This is a genomic window from Steroidobacter sp. (assembly GCF_036406195.1).
Lineage (GTDB): Bacteria > Pseudomonadota > Gammaproteobacteria > Steroidobacterales > Steroidobacteraceae > Steroidobacter.
In genome coordinates this window covers 151063-175884 of the sequence record NZ_DASWVW010000016.1, presented here as the reverse complement: position 1 = coordinate 175884, position 24822 = coordinate 151063, and the positions used below count along the sequence as shown (strand labels likewise).

21 protein-coding genes are annotated in these 24822 nt (G+C 62.7%); 6 read left to right on the top strand and 15 right to left on the bottom strand.

The features are described from left to right. Positions 1 to 2: 2 nt before the first annotated feature. Together VGE08_RS06180 and VGE08_RS06175 are read right to left on the bottom strand one after the other, a co-directional pair. Positions 3 to 410: a 6-carboxytetrahydropterin synthase gene (locus VGE08_RS06180; RefSeq protein WP_331066978.1), complete on the bottom strand. Its 408-nt coding sequence runs from the start codon at positions 408 to 410 to the stop codon at positions 3 to 5. Beyond that, positions 410 to 1384, bottom strand: a complete 975-nt coding sequence (locus tag VGE08_RS06175) for a zinc-binding alcohol dehydrogenase (RefSeq protein ID WP_331066977.1) — start codon at positions 1382 to 1384, stop codon at positions 410 to 412. The genes VGE08_RS06180 and VGE08_RS06175 overlap by 1 nt, the downstream gene beginning before the upstream one ends. On the opposite strand from VGE08_RS06175, the gene VGE08_RS06170 reads away from it, so the two are divergent. Both VGE08_RS06170 and VGE08_RS06165 read left to right on the top strand, forming a co-directional pair. Continuing rightward, positions 1383 to 2138 (top strand): CDP-alcohol phosphatidyltransferase family protein, encoded by a 756-nt coding sequence (locus tag VGE08_RS06170; protein WP_331066976.1) that lies wholly within the window; start codon positions 1383 to 1385, stop codon positions 2136 to 2138. The genes VGE08_RS06175 and VGE08_RS06170 overlap by 2 nt on opposite strands. After that, positions 2135 to 3817, top strand: a complete 1683-nt coding sequence (locus VGE08_RS06165; RefSeq protein ID WP_331066975.1) for a sulfatase-like hydrolase/transferase — start codon at positions 2135 to 2137, stop codon at positions 3815 to 3817. Before VGE08_RS06170 ends, VGE08_RS06165 begins: the two co-directional genes overlap by 4 nt. Here the strand turns inward: VGE08_RS06165 and VGE08_RS06160 are convergent, their stop codons facing one another. The 8 genes from VGE08_RS06160 to VGE08_RS06125 form a co-directional block, all read right to left on the bottom strand. After that, the gene (locus tag VGE08_RS06160) at positions 3818 to 4288 is read right to left on the bottom strand and encodes a nuclear transport factor 2 family protein (RefSeq protein WP_331066974.1); all 471 of its coding nucleotides are present in this window, start codon (positions 4286 to 4288) and stop codon (positions 3818 to 3820) included. It lies immediately after the preceding gene. 103 nt (positions 4289 to 4391) lie between these two features. Beyond that, entirely contained in the window at positions 4392 to 6602 is a 2211-nt protein-coding gene (gene mtlD / locus VGE08_RS06155) for a bifunctional mannitol-1-phosphate dehydrogenase/phosphatase (protein ID WP_331066973.1), read from the bottom strand. Between the two features lie 59 nt (positions 6603 to 6661). Beyond that, positions 6662 to 7675 (bottom strand): sn-glycerol-3-phosphate ABC transporter ATP-binding protein UgpC, encoded by a 1014-nt coding sequence (locus tag VGE08_RS06150; protein WP_331066972.1) that lies wholly within the window; start codon positions 7673 to 7675, stop codon positions 6662 to 6664. A gap of 10 nt (positions 7676 to 7685) precedes the next feature. Further along, the gene (locus tag VGE08_RS06145; protein WP_331066971.1) at positions 7686 to 8516 is read right to left on the bottom strand and encodes a carbohydrate ABC transporter permease; all 831 of its coding nucleotides are present in this window, start codon (positions 8514 to 8516) and stop codon (positions 7686 to 7688) included. A 2-nt stretch (positions 8517 to 8518) separates the two neighbouring features. Next, positions 8519 to 9391, bottom strand: a complete 873-nt coding sequence (locus tag VGE08_RS06140; protein WP_331066970.1) for a sugar ABC transporter permease — start codon at positions 9389 to 9391, stop codon at positions 8519 to 8521. A gap of 41 nt (positions 9392 to 9432) precedes the next feature. Beyond that, positions 9433 to 10776: a sugar ABC transporter substrate-binding protein gene (locus VGE08_RS06135; RefSeq protein WP_331066969.1), complete on the bottom strand. Its 1344-nt coding sequence runs from the start codon at positions 10774 to 10776 to the stop codon at positions 9433 to 9435. Positions 10777 to 11489: 713 nt separating this feature from the next. Then, complete coding sequence (locus VGE08_RS06130; RefSeq protein WP_331066968.1) at positions 11490 to 12134, bottom strand: response regulator transcription factor; 645 nt, start codon at positions 12132 to 12134, stop codon at positions 11490 to 11492. After that, positions 12131 to 13117: a sensor histidine kinase gene (locus VGE08_RS06125; protein WP_331066967.1), complete on the bottom strand. Its 987-nt coding sequence runs from the start codon at positions 13115 to 13117 to the stop codon at positions 12131 to 12133. The genes VGE08_RS06130 and VGE08_RS06125 overlap by 4 nt, the downstream gene beginning before the upstream one ends. A 196-nt stretch (positions 13118 to 13313) precedes the next feature. Between VGE08_RS06125 and VGE08_RS06120 the strand changes: the two genes are divergently transcribed. Together VGE08_RS06120 and VGE08_RS06115 are read left to right on the top strand one after the other, a co-directional pair. Then, on the top strand, positions 13314 to 15695 hold the full coding sequence (locus tag VGE08_RS06120; RefSeq protein ID WP_331066966.1) for a TonB-dependent receptor: 2382 nt from the start codon (positions 13314 to 13316) through the stop codon (positions 15693 to 15695). A gap of 18 nt (positions 15696 to 15713) precedes the next feature. Further along, complete coding sequence (locus VGE08_RS06115; RefSeq protein WP_331066965.1) at positions 15714 to 16817, top strand: cytochrome D1 domain-containing protein; 1104 nt, start codon at positions 15714 to 15716, stop codon at positions 16815 to 16817. A gap of 60 nt (positions 16818 to 16877) precedes the next feature. Here the strand turns inward: VGE08_RS06115 and VGE08_RS06110 are convergent, their stop codons facing one another. The 5 genes from VGE08_RS06110 to VGE08_RS06090 all read right to left on the bottom strand — a co-directional run bounded on the left by VGE08_RS06110 (position 16878) and on the right by VGE08_RS06090 (position 22378). Beyond that, entirely contained in the window at positions 16878 to 17894 is a 1017-nt protein-coding gene (locus tag VGE08_RS06110; RefSeq protein WP_331066964.1) for an SMP-30/gluconolactonase/LRE family protein, read from the bottom strand. An 83-nt stretch (positions 17895 to 17977) separates the two neighbouring features. Further along, positions 17978 to 19288, bottom strand: a complete 1311-nt coding sequence (locus tag VGE08_RS06105) for a gluconate:H+ symporter (RefSeq protein ID WP_331066963.1) — start codon at positions 19286 to 19288, stop codon at positions 17978 to 17980. Positions 19289 to 19524: 236 nt separating this feature from the next. Continuing rightward, entirely contained in the window at positions 19525 to 20955 is a 1431-nt protein-coding gene (locus tag VGE08_RS06100; RefSeq protein ID WP_331066962.1) for a LutB/LldF family L-lactate oxidation iron-sulfur protein, read from the bottom strand. Continuing rightward, entirely contained in the window at positions 20952 to 21485 is a 534-nt protein-coding gene (locus VGE08_RS06095; RefSeq protein WP_331066961.1) for a LutC/YkgG family protein, read from the bottom strand. Before VGE08_RS06095 ends, VGE08_RS06100 begins: the two co-directional genes overlap by 4 nt. A 137-nt stretch (positions 21486 to 21622) precedes the next feature. Next, on the bottom strand, positions 21623 to 22378 hold the full coding sequence (locus VGE08_RS06090; protein ID WP_331066960.1) for a (Fe-S)-binding protein: 756 nt from the start codon (positions 22376 to 22378) through the stop codon (positions 21623 to 21625). Between the two features lie 78 nt (positions 22379 to 22456). Here VGE08_RS06090 and VGE08_RS06085 point away from each other — a divergent pair, with 78 nt between their 5' ends. After that, a complete protein-coding gene (locus VGE08_RS06085; RefSeq protein WP_331066959.1) occupies positions 22457 to 23152 on the top strand; it encodes a FadR/GntR family transcriptional regulator in 696 nt (231 codons plus the stop codon). Between the two features lie 104 nt (positions 23153 to 23256). Beyond that, positions 23257 to 24822 (top strand): CoA-acylating methylmalonate-semialdehyde dehydrogenase, encoded by a 1566-nt coding sequence (locus VGE08_RS06080; protein WP_331066958.1) that lies wholly within the window; start codon positions 23257 to 23259, stop codon positions 24820 to 24822.

Here is a 24822-nt window from a genome sequence, read left to right as displayed (position 1 = left end):
CGCTAGGTTCCCTGAAGGTTACCTTCGTAAGCAGCCGAGGCGACGTGTGACTCGTGCAACGTCACTCGCATGGCTTCTATACCGCGCGCGCTTTCTCCAAGTTTTCCCGCCTGCACGCTCGCAGCCACCCGATCGAAGATCACCTTCGCCAGGAATTCAGTCGTCGTGTTCCGGCCGCGAAACTCCGGCACGTCATCGAGATTGCGATAGTTCAGCGCCGACACGATCGATTTCAGCTCGGTGCCGGCGCGGCCGATATCGACCACGATCGAGTCAGGGTCCAGCTCACGGCGCCGGAACTCCACGTCGATCACGTATGTAGCACCGTGCACGCGCTGCGCTGGTCCGAACACGTCGCCCTTGAAGCTGTGCGCAATCATCATGTGCTCGCGAACGCAAACGCTGTACATCAGTCATACCTCACTCGGTGCATGATCACGTCCCCCGGACTGGAGGACAGGCGCTGCATGGTGTTCGGCAGGTCCGCGAAACGGCTCTCCGAATTGATGAGACCATCGAGCGTCGAATCGTTCAACAGCGATAAGGCCAGCTGCAGTCGCGATTGCAACGTGCGACGCGCGCGGCGAGCTCCGGCCACCGCGCCGACTTGCGATGACTTCAGCACCAGTCGTCGCGAATGAAACGCTTCGCCGAGAGGCAAGTTCACCGCGCGATCACCATACCAGCTCATCTCCACGACCGTGCCCTCGAACGCGGCGAGGCGCAAGGCAAGTGCAATGCCCGCTTCGGTACCGCTGGTGTGGATGACGACGTCAGCTTCGCCGCGAGCCGCATCGGGCAATGCAAATCGCGCTCCCAGAAAGGATGCGACGGCTGCGCGCCGAGGATTGATGTCGATCAATTCGACCTCGCAACCCGGAATGCGCGCTGCCAGAAAAGCGGCCAGGCAACCGACGCTGCCGGCGCCCACGATACAAATGCGATCGCCTGGCAGGACGCCAGCGTCCCACAAACCGTTCAACGCGGTTTCCATGTTCGCCGCCAGCACGGCACGGCCCGCTGGCACAGCGGACGGCAATGGATGAACGGCAGTGGCCGGAACGACGAAGCGATCCTGGTGAGGATGCAGGCAAAACACTTCGCGCCCCTGGTATTCGGCAGGTCCCTGAATTACACGGCCCACCATGCAATAGCCGTACTTCACAGGTGTCGGAAAGTCACCCTCTTGAAAGGGAGCGCGCATGCGCGTGTATTCCGACGGCGGAACCCGGCCATTGAACACGAGAGATTCGGTGCCGCGACTGACACCACTGTACAGCGCCTGTACGATGAGCTCATCGGCTCCCGGCGGAGCGAGCGGCTTGCGCCGGATCTCGCCGCATCCCGGTGCGGTGACCCAGAACGAGAGCGCGTGATCGGACATGGTGGAAGACGCCCCCCGGCTGCTGCTGAAGAATGCGCTGCGAAGCATTCTAACGGCTATGGTGCTCGGGGTGGGCTTTGCCTGGCTGATGGACACAATCGTCGATCTGGGCGGAGCTTTCCTAGCGAGGACCGCCGTGCTTCTTTGCATCGGCGCACTGCTCGTGCTGCTGCCGCTGCCAGCCCATCATCCATTCGATCGCCTCGGCGCCGCCAATCTCATCACCATGATTCGCGGCGTGCTGGTGTTGCTGCTGCTGGGCTTTGTCGGCATGGGAACGACGCCCCGACTACAGATTGCCGCCCTATGCGTCGCGATAATCAGCGCTGCGTTGGATGCAGTGGACGGCTGGGCGGCGCGGAGAACGCAAATGAGCAGCGCATATGGCGCGCGATTCGATATGGAGACCGATGCGCTCCTGATCTTCACGCTGAGCGTGCTGGTGTGGCAGTTCGATAAAGCCGGTGCTTGGGTCCTTGTCTCGGGTTTGATGCGCTATGCGTTTCTTGCCGCTGGCCTGCTGCTGCGCTGGCTCCAGCGACCATTGTCACCGAGCCTCCGACGCAAGGCCGCCGCCGTCCTGCAGGCGGTGTCTCTGGTAATCGCAGTGGCGCCGTTCGTTTCACGCAGCCTCAGTGGTCCGCTGTGCGCCTTGGCTCTCGTCGTGCTCACATGGTCCTTCCTGATCGACATTGCCTGGCTGAGGCGGCGCACTTTGGAAATGATGGCGGCCACCCGATGCAAGCTGACATGAATTCGGGGGCGGGCACGAGGTCCGGCCTGTGGCGCGCCAGTGCTCTCATCGCCTCGCTGTGGCTGTTGAACGCGCTGCTGACGTTCCACAACGTCTGGCCGACCGTTTTCATACGTCCCTCGGGCGAGCTGTCGATCGAGCTTGCGATCCTTCTGCTGATACTGGCGGCGTGGCAGCGCCTGCGAGGCGCATTGCCAAGACGATTGCTGATCGTCCTGGCGGCGCTGTTCGTGCTTGGCGCAATCGGCCGTTACGCGGAGGTGACGGCGCCAGCGCTCTACGGTCGTGAGGTCAATCTCTACTGGGATCTGCCACACGTGGGCGCGCTGACGGGAATGCTCGCCCGCGTTGCCTCGCCGTGGCTGCTCATCCTCGGGACCATCGGCGTGCTGGCAGGATTCGCGTTGCTCTACTACGCCGCGCTCTGCTCATGGCAACGCATCGCCAACGAGCTGCAATCGCCATCCGTGAGTATTGGAGCCAGCGTCGTGGCGATCGCGGTCATCATCGGCTTCACATTGGAGAACATCGCCGAGGAGCGTCCGCGCATCCCGCGATTCTCCATGCCGATCGCCAAGACCTATGGGGAGCAGTTCGCAAAGGTCGGCACAGCCATGCTGGAGCGTGGCACGACGCGCCGGCTGCCGCCCTCGCCTGCGCTTTCCTCGACGCTATCGCTGATCGACGGCAGTGATGTAATGGTGGTGTTCGTCGAATCGTATGGCCGGGTCGCCTACGACAATCGCGAATTCTTCGCCGCGCTCGCGCCGAGCCGTGCCGAACTGGCCGACGCCGTGCGCGATACCGGTCGCAGCGTCATTTCTGGATACGTCGAGTCGCCCACTTTCGGCGGCGGCTCCTGGCTGTCGCATCTGAATTTTCTTACGGGCGTCGAGGTGAGCGAGTACAGCCGCGCTCAATTGCTGATGACGCAAACCCGCCGCAACTTCGGCCACGCGCTGGCCGAGCATGGCTATCGGCGAGTCGGGCTCATGCCGGGCCTCAAGCTCGACTGGCCCGAAGGTGTGTTCTACGACTTCGATCGAATCTACGACGACGCGGCGCTCGGCTATGACGGCCCCGCATTCGGCTGGTGGCGCATTCCCGATCAATTCTCGCTCGCCAGGCTGGACGTACTGGAGCGCAGCGATGCTGGCACGCCGCTATTCATATTCTTTCCCACCGTGAGTACGCACACGCCTTTCCGCCCCACGCCGCCCTATCAAAGCGACTGGTCACGGATGCTGAGCACGCAGCCATTCGACGCTGCACCGCTACAGCATTCGTTGGCGCAACTGCCCGACTGGGGCAACCTGGCCGAGAGTTACAAAAGCGCGTTGAGCTACTCGCTGCAAACGCTCGCGGGTTATTTGCGGACTCAGGCGCGCGACGATTTGATTCTGATCGTCATTGGCGACCATCAGCCACCCGCGGTGGTGAGTGGACCCAATGCCCCTTGGGACGTGCCGGTGCACGTGATTGCCAGCAAGACAGCGGTTCTAAAGTCGCTGGCAGAATGCGGCTTCGTTGCCGGCCTCATTCCGGCGCCGCATGCGGTCGGCCGCATGCATCAGCTCGGGCCCGCTTTGCTGCGCGCGTTCGAGTCGACGGAGGTGCCAACGAAATGCCCGCTGCAGCCCGGCGACACGGCGCCGGGCCACACAGCCGATCGCTCCTGATCACAAGCCCAGGTCGCTGAGCCCCGGATGATCGTCGGGCCGGCGGCCCTGCGGCCAATGGTATTTGCGCTCGGACTCCGCGATGGGCAGATCGTTGATGCTGGCGAAACGGCGCTGCATGAGCCCGTGCGCATCGAACTGCCAATTCTCGTTGCCGTAGGAGCGATACCAGTTTCCGGCATCATCGTGCCATTCGTAGGCGAAGCGCACCGCGATGCGGTTGTCGCCGAACGTCCAGAGCTCCTTGATCAAACGATAATCCAGCTCGCGACGCCACTTGCGCGTCAGGAACTCGATGATCTGCTGCCGGCCGACCGGAAATTCGGCGCGATTGCGCCACTGACTATCGACGGTATAGGCCAGCGCGACTCGCTGCGGATCGCGGCTGTTCCAGGCATCTTCGGCCAATCGCACCTTTTGAATGGCCGTTTCGCGGGTGAAAGGCGGCAACGGCGGACGTTCTTCGCTCATGGGGCGGTCTCCAGAAATGTATGAACGCTGGCTCGCCCCGCGAAGATACCACCCTGTCGGCACGGCGCCGGTGTTCGCGATCGAGAACCGCTGTGCGGCGAAATCACGAGGCGCACAGCACCTGTGAAGAAATCTCCACGTCGTTCGCGGCTGCGTCGTTGCTTCCGGCCAGATCGAGCGGCCACTGCCAATGCGGGCTATTCGGATCGGCCAGCTTCTCAAAGTGGTCGCTGACGGCCGCGATCAACGTGGCATCGCTCACCGGGTCGAGCCCCTGGTAGGGCTGACCGTTGTAGTTGCCGCGATAGGTCAGCACCGCCGACACGTTTGGCGTGCGTGCGTAGATGCTGCGGATCAGCTCGCATTCCTGATCTCCCTGGCCGGCATCGCTCAACGCATAGCGAATCGCCAGCGCGATGGCGAACTCCAGGCCCGGCGTGGGAATGCCATGTTTCCTGGCCAGCGTGATGCTGCCGAGAATGCGTTCGCGCCGGCGCAGCTTGCGCAACGGATCGCGGCCCACTCGCTTGCAGGGATCCTTGAAGGAGGCCCGGCAGCGCTCGATGAACGGCCGCATCATCATCCTGATCACCCCTTCCAGCTCCGGGCTTTCCAGTAGCAGCGACGGCCGGATCTCGTTCTCGATCAACTGCTGGACCAGCGCCGTTACGCGCTCGTCCCCCATGCCTCGCCCGATCGTCGGATGACCTAGCAAACTGGAATACCACGCGACAATCGCGTGCGTGCCGTTCCACAGTCGGTTCTTGATCGTCTGGATCTGCGCGATGTCATCGACCACCTTCACTTGCCGCAGACGGCGCAGCACGGCACAACCGCCCTGCGCATACAGGCGCATGTCGGGCTCGCTGTTGAACAGGATCAGATGCAGCTGACCGAGCGCCCTGGCCGGGCCGGAAGCGTTGCGCAGCAAGCTCACACGGTCGTTCACTTCCTGCAGTTCCTCGCCTTCGGGCTCCTCCGATTGCTGCTGTTCGCTATGCACCGCGGCCAGATTCTTTTCGTACAGCTCGCACTTGATTCGCAGCTGGCGCAGCAGTGCCTCGCGCCCCAGGCGCGTGACGATGCGACTCACCACCGTCTCGGAAAAGTGTGTCGTGGCCAGGATCTTTGCGCAGTCGAAGCGATTGGTCAGCTCAGTCAGGGCCGTCTCGACGTGCCGGCGGACGAAACTGGCGCCACCGACTTTATTGAGCACGACCAGGATGGTGAGCTCGCGCCCACCCTGCTCGTATCTGCGCAGCAGGCCACGCGCGATGATCGGCGCCTGTTGCCGGATCGCCTGCTCGGGCAACGCCAATCCCACGATCCGCGAATCGCAGTACATCGCGACCACCGCGTCTTCATCGGCCATGTCGACCAATCGAACGTTCTCGATGGTCTGATCGAAAGCATGCTTGCCGTAGCGAACGCTGAACTTGCCGAACGAATTGACCGCGTCGCGCAGCAAACGATCGCCGGTGACGCCGACGATCTCGCACGGCCGCGTGTAGCCGTCCCAGTGCGAGAACACCTGCGTCAAGTATCCGCCGCCCATGGCGCCGAAGCCGTGAATGCCGACGCGCACTTCATTCACGGCCTGCGGAAAAGGCTCGGCAAGGGCCGGCACGTCGAGCTTGGGCACGCAGTCCGCCAGATCGGACAGGAAATCGAGCATGCTCCGATAGCCGCGGAAGGCACGCGCCTCGATCTCCGCCCGCGGCGGCTTGATGTCATGGATCAGGATCGGTTGCCCGCCCGCGTCGCTGGCCGACAGCAGACCGTTCTCGGAGTCCTCCACCATCAGGCAGTGTTCCGGCGCGCGGTTCAATTCCGCGGCGGCACGCAGGAAGATCTCCGGATTCGGCTTGCCCCGCTGCACTTCGTCACCGCAGACGGTGATGTCGAAGTACTTCAGGACATTTGCGTTGATCAAATATTCCTCGGCGATGGCGCGACGGCTGGACGTAGCCACCGCCATGGTCAAACCGCTGCGTCGCAGGCGCTCGAGCACCTGGACCAGACCGGCCTTGACCGGCACACCGTGCGTTCGAACGTGCTGCAGCTCCAGCTCATCCGCGCGTCGTCTGATCTCGCGATACGGATAATCTTCGCCGTAGTGCTCCTTCGCCAGGGCTTCGGCGCGAGTGGCGCTCAGCCCGAGCGAGCCGATCAGCGTGCGGTCTTCGATCTGCCGGCGCGCCAGTTCCAGCGAAGCCTGGCGGATCGTCTGGAAGCGCAGCCGCTCCGTGTCGAACATGGTGCCATCCATATCGAAGATGGCGCTCTCGATGTGCTTGCCGAGAAAATTGATCATCAGACGTACTCACCTCCGGCGCCGGCGACCGTTGCCACCGACAACCTGTTACAAACGTTTTACGAGTCCTGTGGATTGATAGCCCTGCCATGCGCGTCGAAGCGGTGCAGACAGGTCTCGTCGGGCGTCAGCCACAGCGCGTCGCCGGGACTGACGTTCAGCTCACCCGCGCTCCGCGCCGTGATGGTTCCGATGCCGTCGACATCGACATAAACAAAAGTGTCCGAGCCGAGATGCTCGGCGAGACTCACGTTGCCTCGCCACGTTCCCTGCGTCGTGGACAGCGACAGATTCTCGGGCCGAATGCCGATCGTAGTGGCGCCGTATTTCGATGCCTCGGCGCCGCCGAGCAGATTCATACGCGGCGAACCGATGAAGCCCGCGACGAACAGCGTCGCCGGCTTGCGATACAGCTGCAGCGGCGAGCCCACCTGCTCCACCCTGCCGGCATTCAGCACCACGATCCGGTCGGCCAGCGTCATCGCTTCCACCTGATCGTGAGTGACATAGATCATGGTCGCGCCGAGCTGACGATGCAGCTGCGCGATCTCCATGCGCATGTTGACGCGCAAGGCGGCATCGAGATTCGACAGCGGCTCGTCGAACAAAAAGGCCACGGGCTCGCGGACGATGGCTCGACCGATTGCCACGCGCTGGCGCTGGCCACCGGACAGCTCTCGGGGCTTGCGATCCAAATAGTCCTGAAGATTGAGGACGCGAGCGGCGTCTTCAACCTTGCGCTGGATGGTTTCCTTGTCGCGGCCCGCCATCTTCAGCGGAAATGCGATGTTGTCGCGCACGCTCATGTGCGGATAGAGCGCATAGGACTGGAACACCATCGACAGCCCGCGCCATGCCGGTGGCAGGCGCGTCACATCGCGGCCATCGATCAGCAGCTCGCCGCCCGTCACGTCTTCCAACCCGGCGATCAGTCGCAGCAGCGTCGACTTGCCGCAGCCTGAGGGACCGACGAAGACGATCAGCTCGCCGCGCTCGATCTCCAGGTCGAGCCCGGGAATGACCGCGCTCCCGCCGAAGCTCTTGGAAACATTCTTCAGTGCAATGCTGGCCATGAATTCTCCTCTACTTCACCGCGCCGAAGGTCAGGCCGCGCACCAGTTGTTTCTGCGACAACCAGCCCAGCACCACGATCGGTGCGATCGCCAGGGTCGAGGCCGCCGACAGCTTGGCGTAGAACAATCCCTCCGGCGCCGAGAAGGAAGCGATGAAGGCCGTCAACGGGCCGGTGCTCGCCGCCGTGAGATTCAGGGTCCAGAACGATTCGTTCCAGGCGAGGATGACGTTGAGCAGCAGCGTGGACGCGATGCCGGGCAACGCCATCGGCGCGAGGATGTAGAGCAGCTCGTTGCGAGTGGTCGCGCCATCCATGCGGGCCGCCTCGAGAATGTCCCGTGGAATCTCCTTGAAGTAGGTGAACAGCATCCAGACCATGATCGGTAGGTTGCTGAGCAACAGCACGATGACCAGGCCGGTGCGCGTGTCGAGCAGGCCAAAGCGCTTGAACAGCAGATAGATCGGCACGAGCACGCCCACCGCCGGCAGCATCTTCGTCGATAGCATCCACATCAGCACGCCACGCGTGCGCGGCGTGGGCGTGAAGGCCATGGCCCAGGCCGCGGGAATCGCAATGAGCAAGCCGATGAGAGACGAGCCCAGCGAAATGATCACCGAGTTGCTGAAGTGGCGCAGATAATCCGTCCGCTCCCAAACCTCCACGTAGTTCTCCGTGGTCCAGTCGAAGAACAGGAACTGCGGCGGAATCGACACCGCATCGGCCTCGGTCTTGAACGACGTGAGGAACGTCCACAGGATCGGAAAGAAGATCAGCAGCGCCAGGCTCCAGGCCACCAGAGTGACGATCCACATGCGTCGATTGCTTTGCGCTCGCGCCATGCTCAGGCCTCCAGGTTCTTGCCCACGAGGCGCATGAGGAAGATCGCCAGGATATTGGCGAGCACGACCGCGACCACACCGCCCGCCGACGCACTGCCCACGTCGAAGCGCAGCAGCGCCTGGGAATACACCAGGTACGCGAGATTGGTGCTTTCGTTGCCGGGCCCGCCGTTGGTGGTCACCAGGATCTCGGCGAACAACGACAGCAGAAAAATGGTTTGAATCAGGATGACCACGCTGATCGCCCTGCCCAGGTGCGGCAGCGTGATGTGAATGAAGCGCGCCACCGCACCAGCGCCATCCATTTCGGCCGCCTCTTGCTGTTCCGTGTCCAGCGACTGCAGGGCCGTGAGCAGGATCAGCGTCGCGAATGGCAGCCAGCCCCACGCGACTATCAACGTCAACGACAACAGAGGTACCTGCGCCAGCCAGTCGATGGCGGACACGCCGAACACCTGTGCGAGCCACGCGAACAGGCCGTTCACCGGGTTCATGAACATGTTCTTCCACACCAGCGCCGAGACGGTGGGCATGACGAAGAACGGCGACACCACCAGCACCCGCACGATGCCGCGGCCATGCATCGGCTGATCGAGCAGCAAAGCCAGCCCGACGCCGCCGAGCACGGTAATGACCAGCACGCCGACCACCAGACCGAAGGTGTTCACCAGCGATTCCAGGAACGCCGGATCGGTCAGGAAGTAAACATAGTTCTCGAAGCCGACGAGCTCGTTGCCGCGGGGCATGAGCAACTGATAGTCGTGAAACGAATACCACAGCGTCATGGCCAGGGGCACGGCCATCCACGCCAGCAGCAGGATCACCGCTGGCGAAAGCATGAGACGGGCCGTGGCTCCGGCGTGGGTACGTGCCATTAATCTCCCCAAGAGGATGCGAGGCGTTCGAGCGCGAACGCCTAATCGATATGCCGATCGAGATGCGCGTCGATATAGCGGGCGCGCGTCATCTCACGAGTGGCCACCTTCTGCGCGGCGATCAACGCTCGTTCAGCGGATATCTGGCCTGCGACGGCGGCCGAAATCTGTTGCCCCACCACGGTGCCGATGCCCTGGTACGGAGCGATGGAAACAAAATTTCCACCGACATACGGCACCTGCTGCACTGAGGGACTGCGAGCGTTGGCCGCTTCGATGGCTCGCAACACGATGCCGGCGAAAGGCGCGGCCTGTTGATATTCCGAGCTTGCGTAAAGCGACTGCCGCGTGCCGGGCGGTGCATCCGCCCAGCCGGATTCGCTGGCGACCAGTTGCATATATGATTTGCCCGTCGCCCACTCGACGAATGTCTTGGCCGCTGCAATGTTCTCCGAGGCGGCAGGAATCACGAAGCTCCACGCCCACAGCCAGTTGCCGTGATTCTGCGTCGCGCCGCGCGATGGAAACAAAGCGAAGCTCACATCGTTCGAGACCTTCGATTGGCGAGGATCGGACACGAACGACGCGGCGACCGAAGCATCGATCCAGATGCCGCACTTGCCCGCCTGAAACAGCGCGAGGTTTTCGTTGAAACCGTTGGTCGAAGCGCCCGGCGGACCATAGTTGCGTAGCAGGTCCACGTAGAACGAAACGGCTTCCTGCCACGCTTGCGACTGCAGCTGCGGACGCCATTGCATGTCGAACCAGCGAGCGCCCCACGAATGCGCGAGCGTCGAGACGAAGGCCATGTTCTCGCCCCAACCGGCTTTGCCTCGCAGGCAGATGCCATAGATGCCCTGGTCGCGATCGGTGATCTTCTCGGCCGCCTCGCGAATGAGCTCCCAGCTCGGCGACTCCGGCATGGTGAGGCCGGCTTGCTCGAACAGATCGGTGCGATACATGGTCAGCGCGCTTTCGGCATAGAAAGGCGCCGCATACAGCTTGCCATCGTAGGAGAGAGAATCGTCGATGGCGGGCAACAGATCGTCCCTGGCGAAGTCGCTGCCCAGATCGTCGAGCGGCACCAGCCAGTCGTGCTGGGCCCAGATCGGCACTTCATAGTTGCCGACAGTGACCACGTCGTACTGGCCGCCTTGCGTGGCGACGTCGATGGTGACGCGCTGGCGCAGAAGATTTTCTTCCAGCGTCACCCAGCGCAGCTCGATATCCGGGTACCGCCGTGTGAAGTCCGCGGCCAGCCTCTGCATGCGGATCATGTCACCGTTATTAACGGTGGCGACGGTCAGCGTCACGGCTTCCGCTGATGCCGCAAAGACCGTGGCAATGCCCGCGGCGAGCGCGAGCAGGCATATTCTGATTGTCATCAACAAACCTCCTTTTTCAGGATTCGGACCTCCCCTGTGAGGCCCGCTCGGCAAGGCTCGCTTCGAGCGCGCGTGTAACGCGGCCGCGCGAGCCTTGGAGTTGTCAACGAACAGCCACCGCGTCTTGCCTGCACGGAGGCTTGGGTGTTCGCCGCAAAAAAAAAACCGTCAGTCTGGCGTCAAGACTCCTCTATTCCCGTGGACAAAAAATGCCCGCGGGCTCTGATAACACCTTCGATTAGTGGCCGCCGCAGGGGCGTACCATCCCAGAACAGGATCGATGGGCCGCTGGGCACAGGCAGCTGTATCTCAAGCTCCTGGCAGTGCGCTCGCGACAAGAGTGCGCATTGGTGAGTCGCGAGCCCGGACGACCGCGCGAGTTGCACTCTGAGTGCACTCGAGGGCGCCCTGTCTTATTCAGAACTACTATTCAGGACTGCTTTGTAGCAATCGGCCGACAGTATAGTAGGGATCGCCCACTGCGCCAACCCGAAATTGAAATTTTCTCCACACTGAGCAGTGACGCAGTTGTCGCTGCTTTTCAGCCGGCGCCAGCGCGATCAGGCGCTTCAGGCGCCGCCCGGGCTCTACTTCTCGTCAGGACTTGCCCCACGAGCCCGCGCCGCGATGGAGCCGAATGTAATAAGAAACAAACGAAACTTTCTTATGACAAGCACGCGCGTAATTTGTATGTATTCGTAAACTGGCGTCGATCAGAGTTCAGGAATGAGCCCGAGCCGCATCGCTGCACGCAGCAACTGCGTCGCCGTCTCCGCGCCCAGTTTCTGCCTGATCGCGGACTGATGATTCGAGACCGTCTTTGGATTCAGCCCCAACTGCTGAGCGATGTCGTTGAGCGAGCAGCCTTCGACCAGCAGCTTGAGCACCTCGAACTCTCTGGCCGAGAGCACGTCGCGATTGGTCCGCTCGGATTTGAGGGGCTGCAGCGCCAGCGTCTGCGCCACGTCGGGGCTGAGAAATCTACGGCCCGCCGCAACGCTCGCAACCGCCTCTACCAGCACGCGAGGTGCGGCCGCTTTCGTCAGATAACCGGCGGCGCCGGCTTCGAGCGCGCGTCGTACAAAGATGGCATCCTCGTACATGCTGAACATCAACACGCGTGCTTTGGGTTCGTGCACCAGAATTCGACGCAGGGCCTCGATGCCGCTCACGCCTGGCAGCGCGATGTCCATGACTACGACATCGGGAGTCAAGATGCAGAATTGCTGATAGGCGTCGGCGGCGCTGGTTGCTTCGCCAGCCACCGTGATGCCGCCGCTCACCTCCAGCAAGCGTCGATAGCCCTCGCGCACGACGGCGTGATCATCCACCAGCAGCACTGTTATTCGCGCGCTCATGACGCCTGCCCTCTCTGCTCGCCGACGGGGATGCGGGCGATGAGATTGAATCCCTGGCCGCGCGCCGTCGTGATCTTCCATTCGCCACCGAGCATCTCGACACGCTCGCGCATGCCCACCAGACCGAGGCCCGAGTGGGCGTGATCCAGATCGGCGCCGCACCCGTCGTCGATGACGCTGAACGTAATCGCATCCGAAGCATCCGTCGCCGAGCCGGTCCGCGCCACGCGGATCGCAACGTTCGACGCTTGTGCATGTCGGGACACGTTCGTCATCGCCTCCTGCGCCAGCCGATAGATCGCCAGGTTGAGCGGTTCACCGACGCTGTCGAGATCGCCTTCCAGCGCCACGCTGAACCCCACCCGCGGCATTCTGCGCTGGCAGTAGTCCAGATAGTGCTCCAAGGCTGCCTGCAAGCCTAGATCATCGAGCGCCACCGGCCGCAGTTCGCGAATCAGATCGCGCACCACCGCGTGCAGATGATCCACGTGACGGATGATGGCGGACACCGCCACCGCCTGCTGATCGGTCACCTGCTCCTGGATCGAGACCGCATCGGTCTTGATCGCGTTCAAATACTGGCCGAGCTCGTCGTGCAGTTCGCGTGCCAGTGACTTGCGTTCGGCCTCCTGAGCCTGCAGATATTGTTGAGCGAGGCGGCGGTTCTCGAGCAGCAGCGCGGCGAGACGCTGTTCGGCGGCTTGCCGCTTCATGATCTCGGCGCGCGCTTCCCGATATCTGCGCCAGGCGAACCAGCTCAGGCACGTGGCCAGCACCACCAGGGTGGGCAGCACCTCGTCGACCTGCATCGACTCCCACTGGCGGGTGCGCATGAACAGCCATTCGTTCAACTCGATATGCGTGAACAGCATGGCCGCCGCGAGCACCAGCAACGCGACGATCACGAGGTCGCGGTGGAGCGCTCCCCGGCCGTCCCCCGGGTCGAGCGGGTCCGCCGAGCCCTCATTTCCCCTGGAATCCATTGCCGCCCCTCCGGCGTGTCACTGTGTCACCTCAAGTCAGGAATTCTTCCCGAGCAGATCGGGAAAAACTCCCTGTCCCCAGTGCACTGCGCTATGTGAAATTCTAAGACAGGAGGCACCTGCCAACCCTTACTGTCACCGTATCTATAGTTGCTTCGGTAGGAAATTACTGCACGAGAATGGGGGATTAAAGAAGATGTCGACAACTCATTGTGACACGGCAGGTCTGTCGCTGGTCGCGACCTGCCTGGTGGGACTGCCCGGTGGCCTGGCACTGGCGGCAGATGCTGAACGTGGCCGCCCCCTCGAAGAGGTCGTGGTCACCGCCCCTTATGGCATCGGCATCGACCCGTCGCTCGTGCCCGCGAACGTGCAGCGCGCGACCGCCGAGGCCCTCGAACGCTCGCAGTCGCTGGACCTGACCGACTTTCTCAATCGCGGCTTTTCCAGCGTGAACATCAATCACGCGCAGAACAATCCACTGCAGCCGGATTTCAACTTTCGCGGCTTCACGGCGTCGCCGCTGCTCGGACTGCCGCAGGGACTGGCCGTGTATCAGAACGGCGTGCGCATCAACGAGCCGTTCGGCGATACGATCAATTGGGACCTGGTGCCCTTCTCGGCGATCGATTCGGTGCAATTGATGGCGGGCACGCAGCCGGTGTTCGGCTTGAATACGCTCGGTGGCGCGCTGTCGGTGCGGATGAAGAACGGCTTCACCTATCAGGGCACGCAGGCCGAGCTGTCCGGCGGCTCATTCTCCCGTCGCGCCGGCAACGTTCAATCCGGCGGCAACAACGGACGCTGGGGTTACTACGCCAATGTCGACTACTTCGAGGAAGACGGCTGGCGTGACTATTCCAAGTCGGATGCGATGCGCGTGTTCACGACCGTGAGCGGCCGCGGCGAAGACTGGAGCTTGGACCTGAGCGGCGCCTACGGTGAAACCGAATTGCGCGGCAACGGCGCTTCCCCGGTCGAGTTGCTGGCGCTGGATCGCAAGCAGGTATTCACCCACCCGGACCTGACCGAGAACACCCAGAAGCAGCTCATCCTGGAAGGCTCCCGCAAGATTTCCAATGGCCTGCAGTTCGCCGGCAACGTGTTCTATAGGGAGATCGATACCGACACCTTCAACGGCGACGGCACCATCTTCGAGGAATGCGACATCGACGGCGAGGAGTTCCTGGTCGAGGACGAGTTCGCCGATTTGAACGGCGATGGCGAATGCTCCTCCGCCGATGACGACGATATCGAGCTGGCGCTGGATCTGAACGGCCAGCCGATCGAGGCCGAGATGGACGGAGAGGAGCTCAATGCCGTCAACAACATCGGCCGCCGCAAGCAGGAAAGCTATGGCGCCTCCGGCCAGCTCGGCCTGCAGTCCACGTTGTTTGGCGGCGCGAATGACCTGACGCTCGGTTTTGCTTACACCGAGGGGCGCGCGTCGTTCGACTCCATGGTGGAAGTCGCACAGCTGCTCGCCAATCGAGCCACCTCGCGAACGGGCATCTTCGTCGAGGAATTCATCACGGATGTGAGAAGCGAAGTGACCAACGCCAGCGTGTATTTCGCCGACACGTTGAGCGTGTCCGATCAAGTTGCCGTGACACTCTCCGGCCGCTACGACCATACGCGCATCGAGCTTGCCGACCGTACTGGCGAGAGCCCCGAGTTGAACGGCCGCCACAAGTTTCAGCGCTTCAATCCCGCTGGCGGCATCACTTTCCGACCCACCTCCGCACTGACGCTCTACGCGAGCTACGGCGAGTCGGCGCGAGCCCCCTCGCCGGTCGAGCTTGCGTGCGCGAGCGAGGACGCACCGTGCAATCTGCCGAACGCGTTCCTTGCCGATCCGCCGCTCGATCAAGTCGTGGCCAAGAGCTTCGAAGCCGGTGCGCGCGGCACGCTGCTTGAAAATGTGCGTTGGCATCTTGGTGGCTTCCGCACCGTCAATCACGACGACATCCTGTTCCAGACGACCGGCGGCGCCCAGGCCAACGTGGGCTTCTTCGACAACGTGGGCGACACTCGGCGCACGGGATTGGAGCTGAACATTTCCCAGCAGACCTCGCGCCTGCGTTGGTATGTGGATTACAGCCTGGTCAAGGCCACATTCGAAGACAGCTTCATCGTCAATAGTCCGAATCATCCGATCTTCGACACCGCTCCGGACGCGGCGCAAATCGTTGGCGACGACAAGCTGCTGGTCGTCAGCGGCTCCAAGATCCCTGCAATCCCGGAACATCAGGGCAATGTGGGTCTCGAGCTGCTATTCGCCGACCGCTTCCGCATCGGCGCCGACGTGACAATGCGCTCGGGCGTGTACTTGCGCGGCGACGAGGCCAACCTGCTGAGCAAGACCGACAGCTACACGATCCTGAACCTGCGAGGCGAGTACCGGTTCAGCGATCACGTCACGTTGTTCGCCCGCATCGAGAACGTCTTCGACGAGGACTACGAAACCTTCGGTTTGCTGGGCGAGCCGGATGAAGTCTTTGAGGACTTCGTGGATCCGCGCTTCTTCGGAGCCGGCCCGCCGCTGGGTGCTTGGGTGGGTGTGAAGGTCAAGCTGTAAAGGATGGATCCAGAAGATATGCACCAGCGAACACTGTCGACGCGCCTTGCGTTTTGTCTGTTGCTCACGGCCTTTGCCGCTTGCGGCGCGAGCGAGCGCGAAGCTCGATCACCCGCGCCGGATGCCAGGCCACCTTCGGTGAGTCATCGCATCTATGTGACCAACGAGATGTCGGGCGACATGACCGTCATCGACGGCCAGACGCGCCAGGTGGTCGCTACGGTGCCGCTGGGCAAGCGGCCGCGCGGCATTCAGCTGAGTCCCGACGGCAAGCAGCTGTTCGTCGCGCTGAGCGGCTCGCCCATCGCCGGACCGGGTGTCGACGCAAGCAGGCTGCCCCCCGCCGATCCGAGCGCCGACGGTATCGGTGTGGTCGACATCGCCAGCCTGAAACTGTTGCGCATCATCCGCGGCGTCTCCGACCCGGAGCAGCTCGTCATCAGTCGCGATGGCAAATCCTTGTACATCGCGAGCGAAGACACCGGCACCGCGGTCGTGGTCGATGTTGCCAGCGGCAAGACCATCGCGACCCTTCCGGTCGGCGGCGAGCCGGAAGGTGTCGGCATCAGTCCCGACGGGCGCTTCGTCTACATGACCTCCGAAGAAGACCATCAGGTCTCGGTGATCGATACCGCGCAAAACAAAGTGATCAAGCAGTTCAGTGTAGGTAAGCGGCCGCGGCAGGCGGCTTTCTCACCCGATGGCGCGCTCGCCTTTGTCACCGGCGAGAACGACGGCACGGTCTCGATCATCGACGCTCGCAAGCACACGGTGATCAAGACCGTCAAATTGACCGGCGAGCTGGTGCGCCCCATGGAAGTCGATGTTTCGCCCGACGGCCGCTGGGCGTATGTCACGACCGGACGCGGCCGCACCGTGGTCGCCATCGATACCAGGACGCATGAACCGGTGCGTACAGTGTCTGTCGGCGACCGGCCATGGGGTCTGGCCCTCAGTCCCGATGGCAAGTGGCTGTACACGGCGAACGGGCCATCGAACGATGTCTCGATCGTCGACGCGGCGTCGTTCAAAGTCGTCGCGACCGTGCCTGCAGGAACGCGGCCATGGGGCGTAGTGGTTGGCCCGGGATCGCAAGGCATCGCCAGCGACCAGGCTCGATGACGCTGGTACGGCTTCGCTTCCCACGAAGCGAAGCCGGAAGTCACACCGGCCCCGGCGCTGTTACCAGCCCTTCACCTTGGTCTTTACACGCGCCAGGTTTTTGTCCGCGGTTATATAAAGCGTGCTGCCGTCGTCGCCGAAAGCGACGTTCGACGTGGGCACACCTGTCGCGAGCGTGCCGAGGTGCTTACCCGTCGACGAATAGACTCGCACGCCGCCCGGCGCGGTGGCCCATACCGTGCCATCGCGACTGACTTTGAGGCCGTCCGGCAGACCCGGTTGTTTCTCCTTCGCGGCCTGAGTGGCATCGAAGAAGATTTTGCCCGCGCCGAGCGTGCCGTCGCTCTTGACGGGATACGCCATCACGATCGCCTCGTTCGAATCGGAGCTCGCCACGTATAGCGTTTGCTCGTCAGGCGAGAACGCGAGCCCATTGGGCCGGCTCAACTCACGCGTCAGCAGCGTGAGCTCGCCGCTGAGACTGAGCCGATACACGCCCTGAAAATCCAGCTCCTTCCCTGGGTCATCCGCACCCTTGGGCAAGCCATACGGCGGATCGGTGAAATAAACATCGCCATTCGACTTGACCACCAGGTCATTCGGACTGCTGAGGCGCTTGCCCTGGTAGTTATCGGCCAACGTGACGAACTCGCCGCCGCTCAGCTTGGCGATGCGGCGATCGCCGTGGTGACACAGCAGCAGCTCGCCCGCTTTGTTGAACGTCAGCCCGTTGGAACCGGGCTCGCGGCCAGTGAAAGGCTCAGCGCCCGTGTAGCCCGAGGGCTGGAGAAACTGCTTCAGCCCGCCGGCTTCGGACCATTCCCAGATCATGTTGCGGGGAATATCCGAGAACAGCAGTCGGCCATGCCTGGCGTCCCACACCGGACCCTCCGACCACTCGAATTTCTTCTCCTCCAGCAGCTCGATGACCGCGTCCGGCGGCACCAGCCCGTCGAACGCCGGGTCGAGTCGCACGATCTTGCCGAGCACCGGCACTTCTTTTGCCATCACGGTCCCCCAGGACAGGGCCGACAAGCCTACCACCAACGGCAGCCAGAACAGTCTGCGACGGATCATGGAATCCCTCCCCCCTCTGCAACATCGGTCATATGGAATCGCGCCATCATGACGACGGCGCGGGACATTCGAAACGCGGCTTGCTACAGGCACGCGTTCAGCACCAGCACGAACACCAGGCCCAGGCTGCCCACCAATGTTTCCATCATGGTCCAGGAGCGAAAGGTCTCGCCTAGACTGACCTGGAAATATTCCTTGAACATCCAGAACGCAGAGTCGTTCACGTGCGAGCACATCAAGCTGCCCGCGCCCACGGCGAGCACCATCAAATTCGCATCGACGCCAGTGATCTCGATGAGCGGCGCCACGATGCCCGCGGCCGTCAATCCTGCGACCGTGGCCGAACCCAGCGCGACGCGAATGGCGAAAGCCACGAGCCATCCCAGAATCAAAGGATGCAGCGGAATATCGGCCAGCAGACTGCCCAGCTCGGTATTCACGCCGCTGTCCACGAATACCTGCTTCAATGCGCCGGCGCCGGCGATGATCAGCAGGATGCCGGCGATGTCACGAATCGCCTGGCCGTAGCCATTCATCAGCCGGCCGAGCTGCGTGCCGCGGGCCACGCCCAGCGTGATCGAGCCGACCAACAGCGAGACCAACATGACGATGGTGGGATTGCCGATGAACTCGATGAGCGGGCGGGCCGAGGGATCGATATTCGTGTATGCGATCGCAGTCGCGCCGCCGATCAACACCACGGGCAGCAAGGCGCAGGCGAAGCTGTTGAAAGTGCCAGGCAACTGATCTTCAGTCAGCTCGGTCGGCTTGAACAGTTCCGAGGGGCGGGCAGTGATGCCTTTCAGGCTGCGCGAAAACAAGGGACCGGCGATCAGCAGCGTCGGCAGGCTGATCACGCAGCCGTAGAGCAAGGTCACTCCCATGTCCGCGCCGAACTGCGCCACCAGCGCGGTGGGCGAGGGATGTGGCGGCAAGAAACCATGCGCGATCGACAGGCCGGACAACATCGGAATGCCCACCAGCATGGGCGGCAGCTTGGCCCGATACACCACCGAGAACACCAGCGGCACCATGATCACGAAGCCGACGTTGTAGAACAGCGGAATGCCGACCACGAAACCGGTCAGGGCCATGGCCAGCGGCACGCGTTGCGGCCCGAACAGATGCATCAGCGACTGCGCTATGCGCTGAGCGGCGCCGCTGTCCGCGATCAACTTGCCGAACATCGCACCGAGACAGATGACGATCGCCAACTGGCCGAGCATGTCGCCGATGCCGCGTTCGATGGCACCGGGAATTCGCTCCAGCGGCAGTCCCAGCAGCAATGCCGCGACCAGCGCCGAGATGATGAAGGCGATGAACGGTTGGACGCGCAGTACGGCGATGAGTGCGATCAATAGTCCGACCGCGAGGACGACGCCGAAAATGGTCATGCGGCCGCGACGCCCCGGCAAGCGGACGGCGCCCGCAGGTCGGCTCGCAACCATCGATTCATGAGATCCGGCTGATTCATCAGATCCGATTCCCCCAAGGCACAGGCAGGTGCCCGGGCGGTGGCCGCAGGCAATTTTCTGTTAACGCTACCAGTCCGAGCCGGTTTTCGCCAGAACTTTAGCCAACCGCCCTGGCAAGGTGCGAATGCGCCGGGAATTCGTAATGACTGTCTCGTCTATCGTCGCGACGACAGCTGTTCACGTAAGGAACGGCGCGCCGGGCGCAGCGGGACACGCGATTGCGTCCAGCCCGCCTGGCGCGAAGGCGCCAGCCATCGCAGTCGAGACGCAAGCCACACAAACATTCGATACCAGGAAGGATGCGAATAGAGCGCGCCCCACAGCTTCCACGAGATGACCTCGACCAAGCTGCGTGCCGTCCCCTGCCCCTTCAGCGGCTCGCCCTGTCCCGCCACTGGTTCAGCTCGGCGCGCAGCTTCGCGCAGGCGCATGAGCAAGTCCGGAATTGGAATGCCGACGGGACACACCTCGCCACACGCGCCGCAGAGACTCGAAGCCGTCGGTAGATCTTTGGTCGATTCGAGATTCATCAGGTGCGGTGAAATGATCGCGCCGATGGGCCCGGGATAGGCAGTGCCATACGACAATCCTCCCACGCGCGCGTAGACCGGACAGTGGTTCATGCAAGCTCCACAGCGAATGCACTGCAGAGTCGCGCGAAAGTTGGCTTCCCGGTAAGCCTGGCTCCGGCCGTTGTCGAGCAGGATCAGGTGCACTTCCTTGGGACCGTCCTTTTCACCGGCGCGCCGAGGGCCGCTGATCACGTTCAAGTACGTGGTGACAGCCTGCCCGGTGGCCGAGCGGGTCAGCAGCGAAAATAGCGGCGCGACCTGATCGAGCCGCTCGATGACCTTCTCGATGCCGGTAATGGCGATGTGCACGTCGGGAACGGTGGTGGTAAAGCGGCCGTTGCCTTCGTTTTCGACCAGCACCAGCGAGCCGGTCTCGGCCACCATGAAATTGACGCCGCTCACGCCGATCTTCGCGTTCCGCCATTCGCCGCGCAGCGCGCGCCGGCCAATGGCGATCAGCTCGTTCACGTCCTCCGTGTAGGGCTCGTGCGCGATGTGCTGGGCAAAGATCCTGGCGACGTCGGCCTTGGTCTTGTGGATGGCCGGCATGATGATGTGACTGGGCCGGTCGCCATCGAGCTGCAGGATGTATTCGCCCATGTCGCTTTCGACGCAGCTGATGCCGTGCTCGGCCATGCGATGGTTCAGCTCGATTTCCTCGCTGACCATCGATTTGCCTTTCACCATGCGCCGGGCGCCATGGCGATTGGCGATATCGAGGAAGATCTGGTTGGCCTGCGCCGCGTCCTCCGCCCAATGCACCACGATGCCGTTGGCTGTGAGGCGGGTTTCCAATTGCTCCAGCAGGTCCGGCAGTCGAGCCAGCGCCTGCTTGCGAATGTTCTCGCCAATGGCGCGCAGCCGCTGAAATTCCGCGGCGTCGGGGAACTGCCCCGCTCGCTTCTCGGTGAGGAAATCCATCGCCTCGCGAAAGCTGCGCCGTTGCGCTGGATTGCCCAACGCATGCCGCGCATTTTCCTTGAAGGCTCGCGGATCGGCCACTGGACGAGTCATGGTGTCCGCTGGCTTCTGATCAGAAGAATGACCAACTGACGCGGACCGTGCGCACCATAGACCAGCAAGCGTTGAATGTCGGCCGTCTTCGATGGTCCGGTGATCAGCAAAGCATTGGTGGGCAACGCGTCGGCCCAACGCTGAGCGTGGATCGCGGCATACAGAGTGTCGTGCAGCTGATCTTCATGAAGTACCGCGATATGCAACGGCGGCACCAGCGACAAGGTTCGCGGCTCGTTGACGTCCGGCCAGAGGATGAGACTGCCCGTTTCGACGATGCCGCCGAGCGTCGTCGTGATGCCCGCGTCGACAGTATCGAACAGCGTTGCTTTGAGCTCGACGAGATCGCTGTCGTACCAATGCAAGCGGCCGTCTCCGACTGTGGATTCCAGACGTGCGCTCAGTGGAGTGTCGCGGCCTGCGAGCAAATAACGAACCGACTTGGAGTCGAGCACATCCAGCAGCGCCGTCGACCAGGCATCATCGGTTGTTTCAATCACCTCGGCTCGCCAGCTTCGCGCAGCAGCCACGAATCTGGTCACTCGATCGGAGGGTGGCACGCTTCTCGAGTAATACGCGTCAAGTCGAGGAGATTCCACCGGCTCGACAGGTCCTGCCGCACGCAAGCGTGAGAGGATGGCGCGACGCGCGCCAGGCGACGAGATCGTCATGGCAACCGCTCCCGCAACAGACTCGCCAGATGCCGGCCCCGCAGCGATACGCCGCGCTTTTGCAGCGTCGTATTCAAGTTGAGCAAACAGCCACAGTCGGCGCTGACGAATGCGTCACAGCCGGTCGCCAGCAGAGCATCGACCTTGTCCGAGGTCATCGCCGCTGAAATCTCCGGATGTTTGATGGAGAACGTTCCGCCGAACCCACAGCATTCGGCTTCGTGCTCCTGCGTCAGCACATCGACGCCAGGAAGTGCCGCGAGCACCTTGCGCCCGCTGCCAAGTGCGCCTGTCTCGCGGCGTGCGCTACAGGACGTATGCAAACACACTCTGGCTGGCCGAGCTTGCAACGAACCGAAGTCGATCTTGTCGGCGATGAAGTCCGTCAGCTCGACCACTCGTGATGAGATCGCAGCTATGCGCGCCAGCGTGTCGGGATCATCGGCGAAGATGCGAGGCCAATGATGTTGAATCATCCCTGCGCACGATCCCGAAGGCACGACGATTGGAACAGGCTCGGGAAACAACCCGAGTTGCGACTCGATCACCGTGCGGGCCTCATCCGGGAAGCCGCTCGTGTAGGCCGGCTGGCCGCAACAAGTCTGGTCACGTGGCAAGCACACTTCGAAGCCGGCGTATTCCAGCACCGCGACGGCGTCCATCCCTGCCTCCGGCCAGAACAAATCGACCAGGCAAGTGGCAAACAGGTACACGCGGGGCCGCCGGCCGCCGTCGATATCGGGCTCGCTCATGACCGCGATTTTGAGCCAGCGCCGCGGCTTCGGTATATTGGTTGGACCAATTTCCGCCAACTTACCACCGGGCCGGCCGTGAGAACCCAAGTCCAGCGCGCCCTTCAACATATCGAAAAGGCAGTGCTCGACGGCAGCTTTCCGCTGAACCGGCGGCTGCCTTCGGAGCGGCTGCTTGCGGAAGAATTGAAGCTCTCGCGTACCACGGTGCGAGAGGCGATTACGATCCTGGCGTCGCGTGGCATGTTGGAACGCCGCCGCGGCGACGGCACCTATCCCGTCGATCAGTCCGAACGGCGCATGGCCGAGATCTGGCTGGACATGTCACAAAAGCATCCGGCGTTGCAGGGAGACTTGCTGGAGTTCCGCGGCATGATCGAAACCCGCGCCGCCGAGCTGGCCGCCAAGCGTCATGACCGGAACGATCGCGCACGACTGGAAGCCGCGCTTGCTGCCGTTGACGAGGCCTATGCGGGAAATCAGCGACGCGCGCAGATCGGCAGCGATGTGGCTTTTCACTGCGCTATCGCCGATGCGACCCACAACCCGCTGTTTTCTTATCTGATGTCCTCGTTGCTGAAGCTGTTGCACGAGCACGTGCAATTGAGCCTTGCAGGATTGGAGCCGCGTTCCGCGACCGCGCAGCGTCTCCGCGTACAGCATCGCGCCCTGCTCGATGCCATCCTGGCGCGCGATTCCGATCGTGCTCGCCGAGTTGCCAGCGAACATATGGACTTCGTCGCCCTGCGGCTGAATGCCTCGAGTCCGCCATAAACCACCGTTCAAATCATTGAACAATGTGATCACTTCACAGGAATTGCGTGCCGGCGTGGCCCGGCGCAGTATCCCGGGATCGTTTTCGCCGACCAGCCTATGCCATGAACGCGCGTACCGACACGGATTCCCGCCCCGCTAACGCCCTCGCCACAGAAGGCCAGGTGCAACATTGGATCGCAGGTGTGCTGACGCCGGGCGCGAGTGATCGCACCCAGGACGTTTTCAACCCGGCGACCGGCGCGGTCACTCGCCAGGTGCTCTTGGCCACGTTGCAGGATGTCGAAGCCGCTGTTGCGAGCGCAAGGCGCGCCCTGCCCGGCTGGTCCGACACTTCGCCGCTGCGACGTGCGCGCATCCTCAACAAATTCCTCGCCTTGATGAACGAGCATCGAGACGAGATCGCGGCGGCCATTACCCGCGAGCACGGCAAGGTGTTCACCGACGCACAAGGTGAAGTCACGCGCGGCATCGAGATCGTCGAGTTCGCTTGCGGCGTTCCCCAACTGCTGAAAGGCGACTTCACCGACCAGGTGTCCACCGGCATGGACAACTGGACGCTGCGGCAACCGCTCGGCGTGGTCGCGGGAATCACGCCGTTCAATTTCCCTTGTATGGTGCCGTGCTGGATGTTTCCTATCGCCATCGCCTGCGGCAACACGTTCGTGCTCAAGCCCAGCGAGCGCGATCCTTCGGCGTCATTGTTGCTGGCGCAGCTGTTGAAGCAAGCAGGATTGCCGGACGGCGTATTCAACGTCGTGCAGGGCGACAAGGTCGCCGTAGATGCGTTGCTCGAGCATCGCGACGTGAAGGCCGTGAGCTTTGTCGGCTCCACGCCCATTGCCAAATATATATATGAACGCGGCGCGCAGCTCGGCAAGCGCGTGCAGGCGCTCGGCGGCGCCAAGAATCACATGGTCATCATGCCCGACGCGGATCTGGAGCAGGCCGTCGACGCCTTGATTGGCGCCGCGTACGGCTCGGCCGGCGAGCGCTGCATGGCGATTTCGGTTGCCGTGCTGGTGGGCGAAGTCGCCGACAAGATCATGCCGCGTCTGGTGGAACGCACCAAGGCGCTGAGAATCGTCGATGGCATGCAGCGTGAGGCGGAGATGGGCCCCATCGTTACTTCACAAGCGCGCGATCGGATTTGCGGCTACATCGCTGATGGCGTGACGAGCGGCGCCCACTTGCTGGTCGACGGCCGCGTCGATCCACAATCCGGCCAGCCCTTCACGGTGCCAGGGCGCGAACAGGGATTCTGGCTGGGCGGCACGTTGTTCGATCACGTCACGCCGGACATGCGCATCTACAAGGAAGAGATTTTCGGACCGGTGCTGTCGTGCGTGCGAGTGCCCGACTTTGCCGCCGCGGTCGATCTGGTGAATCGGCACGAATTCGCCAACGGCGTCTCCTGTTACACGCGTGACGGTCACATCGCTCGCGAGTTCGCCCGCCGTATCGAAGTGGGCATGGTCGGCATCAATGTGCCGATCCCGGTGCCGATGGCATGGCACGGCTTCGGCGGATGGAAGAGCAGCCTGTTCGGCGACATGCACGTGTACGGCGAGGAAGGCGTGCGCTTCTACACGCGCCAGAAATCCATCATGCAACGCTGGCCGGAGTCGACCAGCAAGGGCGCCGAGTTCGCGATGCCGACCTCAAAGTGA

Coding starts and splice junctions, on each gene's coding strand:
- VGE08_RS06180 (WP_331066978.1), bottom strand. CDS start 410: ATGTACAGCGTTTGCGTTCGCGAGCACATGATGATTGCGCACAGCTTC.
- VGE08_RS06170 (WP_331066976.1), top strand. CDS start 1,383: ATGGTGGAAGACGCCCCCCGGCTGCTGCTGAAGAATGCGCTGCGAAGC.
- VGE08_RS06175 (WP_331066977.1), bottom strand. CDS start 1,384: ATGTCCGATCACGCGCTCTCGTTCTGGGTCACCGCACCGGGATGCGGC.
- VGE08_RS06165 (WP_331066975.1), top strand. CDS start 2,135: ATGAATTCGGGGGCGGGCACGAGGTCCGGCCTGTGGCGCGCCAGTGCT.
- VGE08_RS06160 (WP_331066974.1), bottom strand. CDS start 4,288: ATGAGCGAAGAACGTCCGCCGTTGCCGCCTTTCACCCGCGAAACGGCC.
- mtlD (WP_331066973.1), bottom strand. CDS start 6,602: ATGATCAATTTTCTCGGCAAGCACATCGAGAGCGCCATCTTCGATATG.
- VGE08_RS06150 (WP_331066972.1), bottom strand. CDS start 7,675: ATGGCCAGCATTGCACTGAAGAATGTTTCCAAGAGCTTCGGCGGGAGC.
- VGE08_RS06145 (WP_331066971.1), bottom strand. CDS start 8,516: ATGGCGCGAGCGCAAAGCAATCGACGCATGTGGATCGTCACTCTGGTG.
- VGE08_RS06140 (WP_331066970.1), bottom strand. CDS start 9,391: ATGGCACGTACCCACGCCGGAGCCACGGCCCGTCTCATGCTTTCGCCA.
- VGE08_RS06135 (WP_331066969.1), bottom strand. CDS start 10,776: ATGACAATCAGAATATGCCTGCTCGCGCTCGCCGCGGGCATTGCCACG.
- VGE08_RS06130 (WP_331066968.1), bottom strand. CDS start 12,134: ATGAGCGCGCGAATAACAGTGCTGCTGGTGGATGATCACGCCGTCGTG.
- VGE08_RS06125 (WP_331066967.1), bottom strand. CDS start 13,117: ATGGATTCCAGGGGAAATGAGGGCTCGGCGGACCCGCTCGACCCGGGG.
- VGE08_RS06120 (WP_331066966.1), top strand. CDS start 13,314: ATGTCGACAACTCATTGTGACACGGCAGGTCTGTCGCTGGTCGCGACC.
- VGE08_RS06115 (WP_331066965.1), top strand. CDS start 15,714: ATGCACCAGCGAACACTGTCGACGCGCCTTGCGTTTTGTCTGTTGCTC.
- VGE08_RS06110 (WP_331066964.1), bottom strand. CDS start 17,894: ATGATCCGTCGCAGACTGTTCTGGCTGCCGTTGGTGGTAGGCTTGTCG.
- VGE08_RS06105 (WP_331066963.1), bottom strand. CDS start 19,288: ATGACCATTTTCGGCGTCGTCCTCGCGGTCGGACTATTGATCGCACTC.
- VGE08_RS06100 (WP_331066962.1), bottom strand. CDS start 20,955: ATGACTCGTCCAGTGGCCGATCCGCGAGCCTTCAAGGAAAATGCGCGG.
- VGE08_RS06090 (WP_331066960.1), bottom strand. CDS start 22,378: ATGAGCGAGCCCGATATCGACGGCGGCCGGCGGCCCCGCGTGTACCTG.
- VGE08_RS06080 (WP_331066958.1), top strand. CDS start 23,257: ATGAACGCGCGTACCGACACGGATTCCCGCCCCGCTAACGCCCTCGCC.